The organism is Brucella anthropi (assembly GCF_046630315.1).
Taxonomy (GTDB): Bacteria; Pseudomonadota; Alphaproteobacteria; order Rhizobiales; family Rhizobiaceae; genus Brucella; species Brucella anthropi_A.
In genome coordinates this window covers 1-15,121 of sequence record NZ_LQBD01000007.1, presented here as the reverse complement: position 1 = coordinate 15,121, position 15,121 = coordinate 1, and the positions used below count along the sequence as shown (strand labels likewise).

The following is a 15,121-nucleotide window of genomic DNA, read 5'->3' as shown; positions in this document are numbered from 1 at the left end:
ACGTGAAAACCAATGAAAGGTGTACCGCCTATTTGGCGTTTTGCAATGATAGTACCGCACAGGGTCATGCAATTTGCACCGGGAAGGGGCTGTCCGGAACGAAAATCCGGTTTCCAGCGCCCTTATCACTCCAGCGGGCATGGCGAAGGTGCGCGCTGCTATTCCTTCAGGGGAACCGCGGTCGTTTCCTTGATCTCTTCCATGACGAATGATGCCGAAACATCCGATAGGGGGACGCTGGCGATCAGCCGCTGGTAGAGCCGGTCATAGGCCTTGACGTCGGAAACGCGCGCCTTCAGCACATAATCCAGATCACCCGTCATGCGATAAACCCCGACGATTTCGGGAAAGCGGCCCATGGCGGCGCGAAACTTCGTCAGCCAGTCGGGATCATGGCTCGATGTGCGCACAAGGATGAAGACCGACAGGCCGCATCCCGCCAGTTCGGCATCCACCAGCGCAACCCGCGCCTTGATGATGCCTTCGTCCTCCATGCGCTTCACCCGCCGCCAGCAGGCATTGCGGGACAGATGCACACTCTCGGAGAGAGAATCAACGGACAGGGTGCCGTCAATTTGCAGCTCATCCAAGATTTTTCGATCAATTTCGTCGAGAACTGGTTTCATGTTGGGATGATTGTCCCATTGAATCATATTTATCAAGGATAATTTGAGATTTTATCTCCAGATGTTTTGCTAGAATGATTTTCCAGAAAGGTGTTTTCGGCACCGGACAAGAGGAAATGAATTACTCATTGACGGGAGTACTTCCAATGACCACGCGCTTGACACGCCTTTTTACCGAACATCCCCGGTCGGTTGACGAAACCTATTTTGAACATATGGCCTTTGCCGGACGGTTTTCGTTCAAGCTTTTTTGCGCGGCATTCGCGGCGCTCGTTCATGCAATTTTGCCATTTTTGTTCGAGAAGACGGCGAGCACGATCGTTCGCCAGCTTTATGAGCGGACGCATAACCGGGGCCGGTAAATACCGGATCGCACATGTGTCGTTGGGCCGCCTATCTCGGACCGGAAACCTATCTGGAAGACATTATCTCGTCTCCCTGCCATTCGCTCGTGGCGCAAAGCCACGATGCGCATGAAGCCAAAACACGTACCAATGGCGACGGTTTCGGCGTCGCCTGGTATGGCCATCGGGATGAGCCCGGCCTCTACCGGGATATCCTGCCCGCCTGGTCGGACCAGAACCTGCGCAGCCTGGCGCGGCAGATCCGCTCGCGTCTGTTCCTTGCGCATGTGCGCGCCTCGACCGGGGGGCTCACCAGCCGTTCCAATTGCCATCCCTTCGTTTCCGGGCGCTGGAGCTTCATGCATAATGGCCAGATCGGGCATTTCGACCGTTTGCGCCGCAGGCTGGAAAGCCATCTGAGCGACGAGGTCTATGGCCAGAAGCATGGCGCAACCGATTCGGAACTGATTTTTCTTTTGATGCTGGAATTCGGCCTCGACAGGGACCCCGTGCTTGCCATGAAGCGCATGGTGGCAACGGTTCTTGAGGAAGCGGTTCGCGCCAGCGTGCCGCCATTCCTGCGGCTGACCGCCGCCTTTTCCGATGGAAACCAGCTTTACGCCATCCGCTATGCCACGGATGCCTTTGCGCCGACGCTTTATACGGCGAGGCTTGGCGCATCCTCCGGCATATGCGTGGTGTCCGAACCGCTCGATGGCGAGGCGGCAAACTGGATGGCGGTGCCGGCAAACAGTTTTGTCACCGTTTCCCGGCAGGGGCGCATTGCGATCGAGGATTTCGAGGAACCGATTTCCCGGCCGCAGGATGCGGAGACGACGCTGAGTAGTTAATGCATGTCTCCCAAAAGTAGAAACCGTCTCTGCGGGGGAATCAGTTCGCTCGACTGATTTCTGTTCCTGCTATGATGGGATGAAGACATGCACGAAAACAAAAACTTAAGGCGTGCCGTATGACTACGATAAAATGCGGCACGCTTTGCACCGACGCTATTTTGCGTCAAAAGACGCATGGTTTATGTGAGCCGCTCAAAGGTTGCTTTAAAGATCGCGACTTGTCCTGCGAGAATGTCCCGCTGGGGTAAAATAAGTTTGGCTAATGGCGTTTCGGCACTCGGCTTCACGCTACCAAAATTGTGGGTCATAAAATCAATTGATTCCAGAATCGCATCCAGTCGACTTCCATACACGGGTTCATGGTGTGCAAGTCGGTTGCGAACTTCATAGATTGCTTCCAGGTGAGAGGCGATCATCGCTCGCGTTAGCGTTTTATTTGGGAAAATCTTCTTTAAAGCTCTTTTCCATAATGTTTGTTCGTAGTTTTCTGAAAAAAGCCTTTTCCAGAAGTGCATCGTCAAATGTGCAATGATTTGGCCATCCGAAACAGGATTTATACTTGTCTGACGTTTCTCGGCCAATTTACGGTGTTTTATACCAACAGGCACCCCGTTGGGAAAAGCCAGGGCGTCTAACGCCACTTTTTCTGCATTCGTCATTTTGGAATAGATCGCACGGCGGGCCTGTTGTTCAGCCTTTTTTATCGCATAGACTTCGAGCGCAGACCATTTGAGTGATTGCGGCGGATTTCTCAGCCATCCATTTATTTGCAGTGCATTGTCCAATTCGTGGCAAACTGCGTTGCGCAAACTGACTTCGATCAATCCGGTGACAGCCATGATCGCTATACCGAGACTCATCGTTGCTTGATGGAGTTCAATGGCGTCTACGAATGTGCGTGTGCGAGTGATGGCCAGATATGTTCCTAAACGTGGGGCTGATAAGAGCGTGCTGATTGAGGCTATTTCATTGGGAGAAAGGTATCTTGACATGGTTCATCGCTATCAATAAACTTATCAATGAAACGTCGGGAATCGGTCGGCAGCACGCAAGTTCGTGACGGACCCCCGGCGCTCTAAAAGGTCACTCCAACGGTGACCTTTTTTATTTATTGTATTTTCCACGTTTGCTCCCTCCCATATGTATCTGCCCAAAATCTATTAAACATACTTATTCATTGTCAATATACTGATATGATTGAGAATAATATTATATGCGACTAATATATAGTATGCATATTGATCAGGCATTTCCGATCAATATGCCTGCCGCGAGCACGAGTCCGCCGCCCAATACCACCTGAAGCACCGAGCGGAGAAACGGCGTTTCCATATAGCGGTTCTGGATGAAGGCGATGGCCCACAGTTCGAAGAAGACCAGAATTGCCGCGATGCTTGTCGCCGTCCAGAAATCCTTGATCAGATAGGGCAGCGTATGGCCAAGGCCGCCCAGCGTCGTCATGATGCCGCAGGACAGGCCGCGCTTGATCGGCGAACCGCGGCCCGACAGCTTGCCGTCATCGTGAATGGCTTCCGTAAAGCCCATCGAAATACCCGCGCCGACGGATGCTGACAGGCCGACCAGAAAGGTCTGCCACGTATCCTGCGTCGCGAAGGCTGCGGCGAAGATCGGCGCCAGCGTCGAGACGGAGCCGTCCATCAGGCCCGCAAGGCCGGGCTGGACATAGGTGAGGATGAATTGCTTGCGCTCGGCGGCGCGTTCCTCATCCTGCACATGATCCGGTGTCAGCGCCAGTTCCAGCGTTTCCGCCTTGGCCTCGTGCTGCTTTTCCTGCTGGGCAAGGTCGCCCAGCAGCTTGCGGGTGTCCGCATCGCTGACGCGCTTGGCGGCCTCGACATAGAAACGGTAGGCCTGCTCCTCCATGTCCGACGCGGCTTCGCGCACCTTGTCGATGCCGAGCGGGCGCACCAGCCAGTCCGGCTTGCGATCGTAATAGCCGCTGACATGCTCGCGGCGGATCAGCGGAATCCGGTCGCCGAAGCGGGCCTTGTGCCGTTCGATCAGCGCATCGCGATGGCCGTGTTCCTCCGCTGCCATCTGCTCGAAAATCTTCGCCGATTGCGGATATTCGTCGCGCAGGCCATCGGCATAAGCGAGATAGATGCGTGCATCATCCTCCTCGGAGGAAATGGCAAGCGCCAGGATTTCCTGCTCGGAAAGCGAATCGAAAGGGCGGCGGTCATTGCGGAAGAAACGGCTGAACATCATTCAAATCCATTAGTTTAGAATAGTTCTAAAATAGACCTTGAAACCCGGAAGTCAAGTCTTGCGGAACGGACACATTTGGCGCATTAAAATGCGCCCCCGAAAATTGGGGTAAGGCAGACAAATGACTGGAGCGCCGTGCGCCCATGGGGGCGCAAGGGGCTCTGAACTTCTCAAAACCACGCATCGGGCTTTCCGGAAAATCGACGAGGATTTGCGGGCCGATGCGATAGAAAGAATCGGATCGATGGCATCGACGAATCTCCACGCAGGCAATAGTCCCCGTCCGCTCAACCGGCAGGATTTCCGCACGCTCGGCCTTTCGGCCCTTGGCGGCGCGCTGGAGTTTTATGATTTCATCATCTTCGTGTTCTTTGCGAGCGTCATCGGGCACCTGTTCTTTCCGCCCGACATGCCGGACTGGCTGGTGCTGATCCAGACTTTCGGCATCTTCGCGGCCGGTTATCTGGTGCGTCCGGTGGGCGGCATCGTGCTGGCGCATTTCGGCGACAAGTTCGGGCGCAAGCGCGTCTTCGCCTTTTCGGTCTTCCTGATGTCGATCTCGACGCTGGCCATGGCCTGCCTGCCGACCTATGCGACGCTCGGCGTCGGCGCGCCGATCCTGCTGATCGTCTTCCGCATGTTGCAGGGGGCTGCCATCGGCGGCGAGGTGCCGGGCGCGTGGACCTTCGTGGCCGAACACGTTCCGGCCAACCGCGTCGGCATGGCCTGCGGTTTCCTCTGCTCCGGCCTGACGCTCGGCATCATGATCGGCTCGCTGATCGCGACCGCCATCAACTGGATATTCACGCCGGAGGAACTGTCCGCCTATGCATGGCGCATTCCGTTCTTCATCGGCGGCATTTTCGGCCTGCTTGCGGTCTATCTGCGGCGCTGGCTGGCGGAAACGCCGATCTTCACCGAGATGAAAAACAGCCGTTTGCTGAAGGACAAGCTGCCGCTTGGCACAGTCCTTCGCAACCACATGCATGGTGTCGTCATTTCCGTGCTGCTGACCTGGATATTGTCGGCCGGCATCGTTGTCACCACGCTGATGACGGCGACTTTCCTGCAAAAGCTCTATGGTTATACGCCGCTGCAATCGCTGGCCGCGACAAGCTTCGGCACGCTGTTCCTGATGTTCGGCACGGTGAGCGCGGGCGCTATCGTGGACCGCATCGGCAGCGGGCGCTTCTTTGCCGTTGCCGGGATTTTCTTCGGCGTCGCGACTTTCGTGTTCTACACCTATGCGGCGGTTTCGCTGCCGGTCCTGTTCGCGCTCTATGCAGTGATGGGGCTCTCGGTCGGCATGGTGGGGGCGGTGCCTTATGTGATGGTGCGCGCCTTCCCGGCGCCGGTGCGCTTTTCCGGCCTGTCGTTTTCCTACAATGTTTCCTATGCGGTCTTCGGTGGCCTGACGCCGGTGATCGTCACCTCGCTTCTGGCGGTCAATCCGATGGCCCATGCCTGGTATCTGGTGTTCATCGCCGTCCTGACCTGTGGCCTCGGTCTTTATCTGATGGCCCGCAGCGACCAGGTCGAAGGCGAGATCGGCCTGAGCGAATTGCCGACCGGCAGCGCCGTTGCACAGGCGAACTGATAAATTGGGCCGCGAAAGCGGCCCTTCCATTCAGAGTGTTTTTTGCATGAAGGTCAGATCGAGCCAGCGCCCGAATTTCTGGCCGACCTGTTTCAGCGTGCCGCAATCCTCAAAGCCCTGCGATTTGTGCAGCGCGATGGAGGCGGCATTGCCTGCCTCGATACCGGCAACCAGCACATGCACCTTGCGCTCGCTCGCTTCCTCCACAAGCTCGGCCAGAAGCGCGCGCCCGATGCCGCCGCCGCGGGCATCGCTTGCGACATAGACCGAAAGTTCGCAGGAATGGCGAAACCCCTCGAACGGGCGGAACGGGCCATAGCTCGCATAGCCGACGACCTGCCCACCCCGTTCGGCGACCAGAACCGGAAAGCCGTCGCGGTTGCGGTTTTCCAGCCATTGGCGGCGGTTTTCCAGATCGACAAGCGTTTCGTTCCAGATGGCAAGCGTGTTTTCGACCGCATCATTATAAATGGCGAGCAGGGCAGCAAGATCGGCTTCCGTCGCGTGGCGGATGAGGAGGGTCATTTCAGGGGCCTTGTTGAATAAGAAAACGGCGGGATTTCTCCCGCCGTATTCGATCATTTGCAAGTGAAAAGAATCAGCCCTGCACTTTCAGTTTTCATTTCCGCGCATGTCTTGTTCCTCAAACCGGTTCCCACTTTTAGGAGACATGCTTCAACTCGAGGCGGCGGCGATGCAGGACCGGCTCGGTGTAGCCGTTCGGCTGTTCGCGGCCCTTGAAGACCAGATCGCAGGCGGCCTGGAAGGCAATCGACTTGTCGAAGTCGGCGGCCATCGGGCGATAAAGCGGGTCGCCTTCGTTCTGCTTGTCGACGACGGCGGCCATGCGCTTCATGGTTTCCATCACCTGCGCTTGCGAAACGACGCCATGATGGAGCCAGTTGGCGATGTGCTGCGCGGAAATGCGCAGCGTTGCGCGGTCTTCCATCAGGCCGACATTGTTGATGTCCGGCACCTTCGAGCAGCCGACGCCCTGGTCGACCCAGCGCACGACATAGCCCAGAATGCCTTGCGCGTTGTTGTCGATCTCCTTCTGGATATCTTCCGGCGTCCAGTTCGGGCGGGTTGCGACCGGCACGGACAGGATATCGTCGAGCCTGGCGCGCGGGCGGCTTTTGAGCTTTTCCTGAACGGCGGCAACGTCGATCTGGTGGTAATGGGTGGCGTGCAGCGTGGCGGCGGTCGGCGACGGCACCCAGGCGGTGTTCGCACCGGCCTTCGGATGGGCGATCTTCTGTTCCAGCATCGCGGCCATCATGTCGGGCATGGCCCACATGCCCTTGCCGATCTGCGCATGGCCGGAAAGCCCGCATTCCAGACCGATATCGACGTTCCACTGTTCGTAGGCGCCGATCCATGCGGCCTGCTTCATGTCGCCCTTGCGGATCATCGGGCCTGCTTCCATGGAGGTGTGGATTTCGTCGCCGGTGCGGTCGAGAAAGCCGGTATTGATGAAGACCACGCGATCCTTGGCGGCGCGGATCGCCTCCTTGAGATTGACGGTCGTGCGGCGTTCTTCGTCCATCACGCCCATCTTGAGCGTGTTGGGCTTCATGCCGAGCATTTCTTCCGTGCGGGTGAAGATTTCATTGGCGAACGCCACTTCTTCAGGCCCGTGCATCTTCGGCTTGACGATATAGACCGAGCCTTCGCGTGAATTCATGTGGCGACCGTTCGGGCCGATATCATGCAGCGCGATCAGGCTGGTGAAGGCTGCATCCATGATGCCTTCCGGCACTTCATGGCCTTCGGCGTCGAGAATGGCCGGGTTGGTCATCAGGTGGCCGACATTGCGCACCAGCATGAGCGAACGGCCCTTGAGCGTCAGCGTGGAACCGTCCGGCGCCTTGTAGCTGCGGTCGCCATTGAGGCGGCGCGTCATCTGCTTGCCGTTCTTCTCGAACGTGTCTTCCAGCTTGCCGTTCATCAGGCCGAGCCAGTTGCGATAGACGGCAACCTTGTCTTCGGCATCGACGGCGGCAATGGAATCCTCGCAATCCTGGATCGTGCTGACAGCCGATTCCAGAACCACATCGGCAATATGCGCCGGATCGGTCTTGCCGATCGGGTGGTCCGCATTGACGACGATATCGACATGCATGTTGTTCTTGGCCAGCAGCACATTGGTCGGGGCGGCGGCATCGCCATTATAGCCCTTGAACTGGCTGCCATCCTTCAGCGCCGTTGCCGAACCGTCGGTCAGCCTGATTTCCAGCTTGCCGTCCTTGACGGCAAGACCGGCGGCATCGGCCCATTTGCCCGTGCTGAGCGGCGCGCTTTCATCAAGGAAGTTCTTTGCCCAGGCGATAACCTTTTCGCCGCGCTTCGGATTGTAGCCCTTGCCCTTTTCCGCGCCATCGGCTTCCGAAATGGCATCGGTGCCATAGAGCGCATCATAGAGCGAACCCCAGCGCGCATTGGCGGCGTTGAGCGCATAGCGCGCATTCATGACCGGGACGACAAGCTGCGGACCGGCAATATGGGTGATTTCCGGATCGACATTGCTGGTCGAAACCGAAAACGCGCCGCCTTCCGGCAGGAGATAGCCGATATCCTTCAGGAACTGCTGGTAATCGGCCTGGCTGTAGCCCTTGTCGCGGTTCTGCTTGTACCAGGCGTCGATTTTTGCCTGCATTTCGTCACGCCTGGCGAGGAGGGCGCGGTTTTTCGGAGCAAGATCGCGGATGATGGCGGCAAAGCCCTTCCAGAACTTTTCCGGCTCCACGCCGGTGCCGGGTGCGGCCTCCGTGGCCAGAAACTCCACCAGTTCAGGGGCAACGCGCAAGCCTTCAATCTCAACGTAATGACCGGCTTTTTGAGAAACCATGGCTCAGCCTCCTTCAAAATAAACAAATCCACTGCCAGCGTCTTTCAACGCCAGCCACATGCTGCCTTTGAACCGCTTCGGCGCGCTTTCGTCAATCGGGGCGCGGGCACATCATTTGTGACGCTGCGGCGAAAATAGCATTCATAGGGACAGCCTGTTGCGAATATCGGCGGGCGTCCACCCCTGTTCGCGCAGCGATGCGAGCGCGGTATCCTTGCGGCTCTTGGAAAGTTTCTGCCCGTCTTCGCCCAGAACAAGATCGTGATGGTGATAGAGCGGCTCGGGCAGGCCCAGAAGTTTCTGCAAAAGCCGGTGCACGGCGGTCGCGTGGAAAAGATCGCGCCCGCGCACGATATGGGTGATGCCTTGCAGCGCATCGTCCACCACCACGGAAAGGTGATAGCTGGTCGGCGTGTCCTTGCGTGCGATCACCACGTCGCCCCAGCGGGCGGGGTCGGCGGCAAGATGGCCGGTTTCACTCTGCGGACCCGCACCGCTTTCATTCCAGAAAAGCGGTTCGCCCGCGGCTTCCAGCGCCTTGTCCATGTTGAGCCGCCAGGCATAGGACATGCCCGAAGCGATGCGCTCCATCTGTTCCTTTTCGGTCAGGTCGCGCTCGCCCTGCGGATAAAGCGGTGTGCCGTCCGGGTCGGAAGGCCAGTCCTTGCCCCTGGCGAAAGCCTCGCCGATCTGCTCGCGAACTTCGCCCCGGCTGAGGAAGGCGGGGTAGACGAGCCCCTTGTCCGCCAGTTTGGTGAGGGCATTGCGGTATTCGCCAAAATGCTCCGACTGGCGGCGCACCGGCTTTTCCCATGTCAGGCCGAGCCAGCGGAGATCGTCGTAAATGCCCTGTTCCAGCGCTGGCGTGCAGCGCGCCGTGTCGATATCTTCCATGCGCAGCAGAAAGCGGCCGCCAGTTTTTCCGGCCATGTCCGCGTTCAAAAGCGCGGAATAGGCATGGCCGAGATGGAGCTGGCCATTGGGGCTGGGAGCAAAGCGGAACACGGGTACGGTCATGGCAGCTTGTTGTCAGTTGAATGTCATCTGATTCCATTGGTACGTTGTGCGCCGAGAGAATGAAAGGCTGTCCGATGCGGCGGATCGATACACTGAGCGATATTGAGGCCGGGCTGGAGGCGCTGGTTCTCGCCGATAGGCGGCTTGCCGACATATGCGGGCGCTCCCATGCGGTGCCGCTACGCCGGTCCGAACCCGGATTTGAAAGCCTCGCCTCCATCATCGTCGCCCAGCAGGTTTCAACCGCCAGCGCCGCCGCAATCTGGGCGCGGCTGAAACAGGTGATCGATCCGCTGACGCCTGAAGCCTATATCGCAGGCGGGGAGGAGGCCTGGCGCTTTGCCGGTCTTTCGCGCCCCAAACAGAGGACGCTTCTGGCCGTCGCGCAGGCGCTTGCCGAAGGTGGCCTCGATTTGCACGGGCTTTGCGATCTGCCCGCCGAGGAAGCCATCGCGGCCCTGACGGCGATCAAGGGCATTGGCCCATGGACGGCGGAGGTTTATCTGCTCTTTGCAGCCGGTCATCCGGATGTCTTTCCGGCGGGCGATGTGGCGCTGCAAACGGCTGTCGGGCACGCCTTTGCGCACGAGACCCGGCCCGATGCCGCGGCCCTTCGCAAGCTTGCGGAAGACTGGGCGCCGTGGCGCGGCGTGGCGGCGCGATTGTTCTGGGCCTATTATGCCGCCATCAAGGGGCGCGAGGCGGCGCCGCTTCTGTAGATGCTGCTGTAAAACTTGCGTGTTTGCCGGAGCACAAATGTGTTTCCGCTTCACAATCCTGTCACGTCAGGCTTACATTATCCACATCGGCTGATGACGGTATTTCGATTCGCAGAAGCTTGATTGTCTGCTTTCGCGGCGCCGTCCTCACGAGGTTGGAGCGTCGTTGTTGCGCCCAAAATGGACGCGCGGCGCTTCGACGAAAGCGCAATTCCGCCTGGAGAGCTGTTTCGCCCTTTCCGGAGTTGCTCTGAAGGAGGTGCGCCTTGAATGTTGCCGTCTCACCCAGAACCGTCTCGACCAGCGGCCTGCCCGCGCTGGTTCTGAACGCTGATTACCGCCCGCTCAGCTATTATCCGCTGTCGCTCTGGTCCTGGCCCGATGCAATCAAGGCGGTGTTTCTCGAACGCGTGAATATCGTGGCGGAATATGATCACATCGTTTCCTCGCCATCCTTTTCCATGCGCGTTCCGAGCGTGATTTGCCTCAAGGATTATGTAAAGCCGCCGCGCTATCCCGCGTTCACGCGCTTCAACGTCTTCCTGCGTGATCGTTTCGAATGCCAGTATTGCGGCTCGCCGCACGACCTGACCTTCGATCACGTTACCCCGCGTTGCCATGGCGGCGAGACGACGTGGGAAAATGTGGTCGCCGCCTGTTCATCATGCAATCTGCGCAAGGGCGGCATGATGCCCGCCGTCGCGCATATGTGGCCGCGCCAGAAGCCAACCATGCCGACCGTGCAGGAGCTGCACAATAACGGCCGCCTTTTCCCCCCCAACCATCTGCACGACAGCTGGCTCGATTTTCTGTACTGGGATGTCGAACTGGAGCCATAAGCATGTTGCGCAAAAGTGCGTAGCGGTTTTGCGATAACAACATGCGATAAAAGAAGAATCAGCCCTATAGTTTTCCGCTCTTACTTCCCACTTTTCGCAAAAGCGCCGTAATAGCCGATGGCTGCAAAGAGCAGGCTTGCGATGACGTTCCATCCGGCAAAGGACAGGCCGAGGAAATAGCCCGGCGCGCTGTCGCATGCTGGCGGGTGCGTGTTGAGCTCGCTCAGCAGATTGCCCGCATCCAGCGTGACTTTCATCGTCTCCGCGCTGCAATCGATCGGTCCCGGCCAGTATTTCAGTTCAACGCCGGTGTGGTAGGCAGCGAGTGCCAGCCCGAAGGTCATCAGGAACGCGCCGATCAGGATGAGGCCGCGCGTCAGGATCGGGGGCCATTTCAGGCCATAAGACACCCAAGCCGCAGCCAGGACCGGCACGCCGATATAATAGGGCGTGCGCTGTTCGAGGCAGAGCTTGCACGGCATGAAGCCCGCCAGATGCTCGAAGCCGAGCGCCGTGGCGACAGTCGCGGCAAGGCCGACGGTCATGATGCCTGCGGTCCATGCCTGTACCTTGCCGACCGGGTGATTGAGTGCAAACGCCATATGGGATTCCCTGAAAAGGTTCTCTTGCTTTTTAAGGCAAATAATCGGCTTGTCTCCAAGCAATTTATTTTGACCGAGTTTGGGCGGGCTCTTCAGGAATGAAGATATTTCACGGCAAAGAAGAGCGCGATCAAGACCACCGCCACGAGACTTGCGATCAGGCCGAGGCGCTTTTCGATGAAATGGCGGATCGGTTCGCCATAGCGGCGCAGCAGCCAGGCCAGGAAATAGAAACGTGCCCCGCGCGCAACGATCGCCGATGCGATGAAGAGCCAGATGTTGATGCCCGCCGCACCCGACAGGATCGTCACCACCTTGATCGGCGGCAGATGCGCAAGGCCGGAAGTGATCAGCATCAGCAGGATGGCGTCGGCGCTGGTCGTGCCGCGCAACTGCTCGAACGTGTCCAGCTTGCCATACATTTCGAGCACCGGCTTGGCGATCTGCTCATAGGCGTGATAGCCGAGATACCAGCCCGCAATGCCGCCGAGGACGGAGGCTACCGTCGCGATGAAGGCATAGCGCCAGGCGCGCTCGGGCCGGGCAAGCGCCATGGGCAGAAACAGCACGTCGGCGGGAACGAGAAAGACCGAGCTTTCCACAAAGGCGATGATGGCGAGCCACCATTCGGCGGATTTTCTGGCGGCAAGCGAAATCGTCCAGTCGTAAAGGCGGCGCAGCATATATTTTCCGGAATTTCTTGGCCGAAGCCATATTAGCGGTTGCACCGTCTATAAATAAAAAAGGCGGCGCGAACAATGCGCGCCGTCTTCCTTGATACTGCTTTGCACCGGACAGTTTGGGAACCGCCGGGAAAATAGCGGTTCTTAACGCTTATAGGCGCTGCAAATATATTTGGTCTCGAGATATTCCTCAATGCCATATTTGGAGCCTTCACGGCCAAGGCCGGACTGCTTCACGCCGCCAAAAGGCGCGACTTCGTTCGAGATCAGGCCGGTATTGTGCCCGACCATGCCATATTCCAGCGCTTCGCTGACACGGATCGCGCGGCTGAAATTCTCCGTATAGAAATAAGCGGCCAGACCGAAGATCGTGTCATTGGCCATGGCGATGACTTCTTCTTCCGTGTCGAAGGCAAAGAGCGGGGCCAATGGGCCGAAAGTTTCTTCCCTGGCCACGATCATGTCGGAGGTTACGCCCGTCAGAACGCCGGGTTCGAAGAACAGGCCGCCCAGTTCCTTGCCGCCGGTGATGAGCTTGGCGCCCTTGGACACGGCATCGTCAATATGCGCCTTGACCTTGGTGATGGCCTTCGGCTCGATCATCGGGCCGATGACCACGCCCGGCTCCGTGCCGTTGCCGACCTTGAGTTCCTTGACCTTGGCGGCAAGCTTTTCGGCGAACTTGTCGTAAACGCCGCGCTGTACATAGATGCGGTTGGCGCAAACGCAGGTCTGGCCCGCATTGCGGTATTTGGAAATCATGGCGCCGTCGACGGCCGCATCCAGATCGGCATCGTCGAACACGATAAACGGCGCATTGCCGCCAAGTTCCAGCGAGATGCGCTTGATGGTCGGGGCGCACTGCGCCATCAGCAGGCGTCCCACTTCCGTCGACCCGGTGAAGGAAAGCTTGCGCACAATATCGTTGCTGGTCAGTTCGGCGCCGATTTCGCGCGCCTTGCCGGTGACGATCTGGAGAACGCCTGCCGGAATGCCCGCCTTTTCGGCGAGAACGCCAAGCGCCAGCGCCGTCAGCGGGGTGAGATCGGCTGGGCGCACGATCATGGTGCAGCCGGCGGCAAGGGCAGGGGCTGCCTTGCGGGTAATCATCGCCGCCGGGAAGTTCCACGGGGTGATGGCCGCCGTCACGCCGACCGGCTGGCGGATGACCGTCAGGCGCTGCCCGGCCTGCGGGGCAGGGATTGTGTCGCCATAGACGCGCTTTGCTTCTTCCGCGAACCATTCGATGAAGGACGCCGCATAAAGAACTTCGCCGCGCGCTTCTGCAAGCGGCTTGCCCTGTTCCGACGTCATGATAAGGGCGATATCATCGGCATTGGCGACGATGAGATCGAACCATTTGCGCAGGATCGCGGTGCGTTCCTTGGCGGTCTTGGCGGCCCATGCCGGGAACGCCCTGGCGGAAGCGTCGATGGCTTCCTTGATGGTCACAACAGAAAGGGAGGGAACCGTGCCGATGACCGAGCCGTCCGCCGGATTGGTCACGTCGATCCTGGCGCCATCCGTGGCGTCTATCCAGCGCCCATCGACAAGGCATTGCGATTTGAGCAGTGAGGGGTCTTTCAAAGCGAGCATAATGTTCCATCCCAGTCTTGCAGAGAAAGCCTGTTCAGTATATTGAACGGCTTACGATATTTTGAATTAAACAGGCCGCACCGCTCAAAGTCAACGGTTTATCGGGCGGTCGATCAGGTGAGTGGCAAAGCTATGACGAAAACGGTGAGCGAGAGCGAGAGTTCCCAGAAACTGGTTCCGGCGGTCATGCGCGCGGCACAAATTCTGGATCAGATCGCGACATCCGCGCAGGAAGGCGGCAAGGGCGTGGCGGAGGGGCTCAAGCTTTCAGACCTGGCCCGCCGGACCGGCCTGCCGAAAAGCAGCGTGCACGGACTTTGCCAGACGCTGGTGCATCTCAAACTGCTCAAGCTCAACAGCGATGGAAGCTTCACCATGGGATCGCAATCGGTGCGCTGGGCCAATGTGTTCATGGCGGGCAGCGACATTGTCGATGCATTTCACGAGGCGGTGGCGGAGGCGGATGGGCTGGGCGCGCATACATTGACGCTTTCGCATCTCGAAGGGCCGGATGTCATCTATCTGTCGTGCCGCAACTCCACCGCGCCTCTGGGGATCACATTCCGCATCGGCATGCGGGTTCCCGCCGTCTTTACGGCGACCGGCAAGGCCATGCTGGCCGCGATGTCGCCGCAGGAGCTCGCCCGCCATCTGCCGTCCGAATGGCCGGAACCGATTACACCGGCGAGCGCGCCTTCGCTCCAGGTGCTGGAAGCGGAGATGGCCGAAGCAAAGGCAAGGGGCTATTCGCTCGATAATGGCCAGTTGCGTGAGGGCATGTTCTGTATCGGCGCTGCGATCTGCGATCGGCCGTTTCACCCTATAGCGGGCATCGCTTTGTCGATGATGGCTGCGGAAGCGCGTCCCGACACAATAGAAGACATGGGCAGGCGGGTGCGCGCGCTTGCAAATGACGTGGCCGACCGCATGGGGTGGCTCTCCGCATAGGGCGGAATGCACACTTATATAAGGGCCGCGTTGGTCGGTCTTATTTGAGTGTTTGTCTGTGGAAAGAATTTTTGGAAAAAGTTTGGATTGGTCGTTGACAGTTTTGGTTTGTGGGGTCTATATGGCGCCACAACGAGGGCGGCGGCGCCGCAAGCGGCAGGCTGATGCGTCCTTGGGGTTGGTTGAGCGAGTTGAGCTTTAAGGGTTTTGACTGGTTTG

Annotated in this window: 15 protein-coding genes; 6 read left to right on the top strand and 9 right to left on the bottom strand. The window is 58.6% G+C overall.

Translation table 11 applies throughout. The features are described from left to right. Positions 1-158: 158 nt before the first annotated feature. On the bottom strand, positions 159-626 hold the full coding sequence (locus AVM02_RS05000) for an Lrp/AsnC family transcriptional regulator (RefSeq protein ID WP_411505897.1): 468 nt from the start codon (positions 624-626) through the stop codon (positions 159-161). 146 nt (positions 627-772) lie between these two features. On the opposite strand from AVM02_RS05000, the gene AVM02_RS04995 reads away from it, so the two are divergent. Both AVM02_RS04995 and AVM02_RS04990 read left to right on the top strand, forming a co-directional pair. After that, positions 773-988 carry a DUF6356 family protein gene (locus tag AVM02_RS04995; protein WP_411505896.1) on the top strand — a complete coding sequence of 72 codons (216 nt, stop codon included), beginning with the start codon at positions 773-775 and terminating at the stop codon, positions 986-988. A gap of 14 nt (positions 989-1,002) precedes the next feature. Next, positions 1,003-1,821, top strand: a complete 819-nt coding sequence (locus AVM02_RS04990; RefSeq protein WP_411505895.1) for a class II glutamine amidotransferase — start codon at positions 1,003-1,005, stop codon at positions 1,819-1,821. 182 nt (positions 1,822-2,003) lie between these two features. Here AVM02_RS04990 and AVM02_RS04985 read toward each other — a convergent pair whose 3' ends face one another. Then, positions 2,004-2,816, bottom strand: coding sequence for an Abi family protein (locus AVM02_RS04985; protein ID WP_411505894.1), 813 nt, complete (start codon positions 2,814-2,816; stop codon positions 2,004-2,006). Between the two features lie 250 nt (positions 2,817-3,066). Further along, the gene (gene mbfA, locus AVM02_RS04980) at positions 3,067-4,050 is read right to left on the bottom strand and encodes an iron exporter MbfA (RefSeq protein ID WP_411506009.1); all 984 of its coding nucleotides are present in this window, start codon (positions 4,048-4,050) and stop codon (positions 3,067-3,069) included. Between the two features lie 247 nt (positions 4,051-4,297). On the opposite strand from mbfA, the gene AVM02_RS04975 reads away from it, so the two are divergent. Then, positions 4,298-5,650, top strand: a complete 1,353-nt coding sequence (locus AVM02_RS04975) for an MFS transporter (protein WP_411505893.1) — start codon at positions 4,298-4,300, stop codon at positions 5,648-5,650. 30 nt (positions 5,651-5,680) lie between these two features. Here the strand turns inward: AVM02_RS04975 and AVM02_RS04970 are convergent, their stop codons facing one another. The 3 genes from AVM02_RS04970 to gluQRS form a co-directional block, all read right to left on the bottom strand. Next, complete coding sequence (locus AVM02_RS04970; RefSeq protein ID WP_411505892.1) at positions 5,681-6,175, bottom strand: N-acetyltransferase family protein; 495 nt, start codon at positions 6,173-6,175, stop codon at positions 5,681-5,683. Between the two features lie 136 nt (positions 6,176-6,311). Then, a complete protein-coding gene (locus tag AVM02_RS04965) occupies positions 6,312-8,498 on the bottom strand; it encodes a malate synthase G (RefSeq protein WP_411505891.1) in 2,187 nt (728 codons plus the stop codon). 141 nt (positions 8,499-8,639) lie between these two features. Then, positions 8,640-9,515: a tRNA glutamyl-Q(34) synthetase GluQRS gene (gluQRS, locus tag AVM02_RS04960; RefSeq protein ID WP_411505890.1), complete on the bottom strand. Its 876-nt coding sequence runs from the start codon at positions 9,513-9,515 to the stop codon at positions 8,640-8,642. Between the two features lie 74 nt (positions 9,516-9,589). On the opposite strand from gluQRS, the gene AVM02_RS04955 reads away from it, so the two are divergent. Together AVM02_RS04955 and AVM02_RS04950 are read left to right on the top strand one after the other, a co-directional pair. Further along, on the top strand, positions 9,590-10,234 hold the full coding sequence (locus tag AVM02_RS04955) for a DNA-3-methyladenine glycosylase family protein (protein ID WP_411505889.1): 645 nt from the start codon (positions 9,590-9,592) through the stop codon (positions 10,232-10,234). Positions 10,235-10,500: 266 nt separating this feature from the next. Beyond that, positions 10,501-11,073: an HNH endonuclease gene (locus tag AVM02_RS04950; RefSeq protein WP_411505888.1), complete on the top strand. Its 573-nt coding sequence runs from the start codon at positions 10,501-10,503 to the stop codon at positions 11,071-11,073. A gap of 80 nt (positions 11,074-11,153) precedes the next feature. Here AVM02_RS04950 and AVM02_RS04945 read toward each other — a convergent pair whose 3' ends face one another. The 3 genes from AVM02_RS04945 to AVM02_RS04935 form a co-directional block, all read right to left on the bottom strand. Then, positions 11,154-11,675 (bottom strand): disulfide bond formation protein B, encoded by a 522-nt coding sequence (locus AVM02_RS04945; protein WP_411505887.1) that lies wholly within the window; start codon positions 11,673-11,675, stop codon positions 11,154-11,156. A 92-nt stretch (positions 11,676-11,767) separates the two neighbouring features. Further along, a complete protein-coding gene (locus AVM02_RS04940; protein WP_411505886.1) occupies positions 11,768-12,358 on the bottom strand; it encodes a YqaA family protein in 591 nt (196 codons plus the stop codon). 144 nt (positions 12,359-12,502) lie between these two features. Further along, the gene (locus AVM02_RS04935) at positions 12,503-13,954 is read right to left on the bottom strand and encodes an NAD-dependent succinate-semialdehyde dehydrogenase (protein ID WP_411505885.1); all 1,452 of its coding nucleotides are present in this window, start codon (positions 13,952-13,954) and stop codon (positions 12,503-12,505) included. Positions 13,955-14,086: 132 nt separating this feature from the next. Between AVM02_RS04935 and AVM02_RS04930 the strand changes: the two genes are divergently transcribed. Next, positions 14,087-14,902 carry an IclR family transcriptional regulator gene (locus AVM02_RS04930; RefSeq protein ID WP_411505884.1) on the top strand — a complete coding sequence of 272 codons (816 nt, stop codon included), beginning with the start codon at positions 14,087-14,089 and terminating at the stop codon, positions 14,900-14,902. Positions 14,903-15,121: the final 219 nt, after the last annotated feature.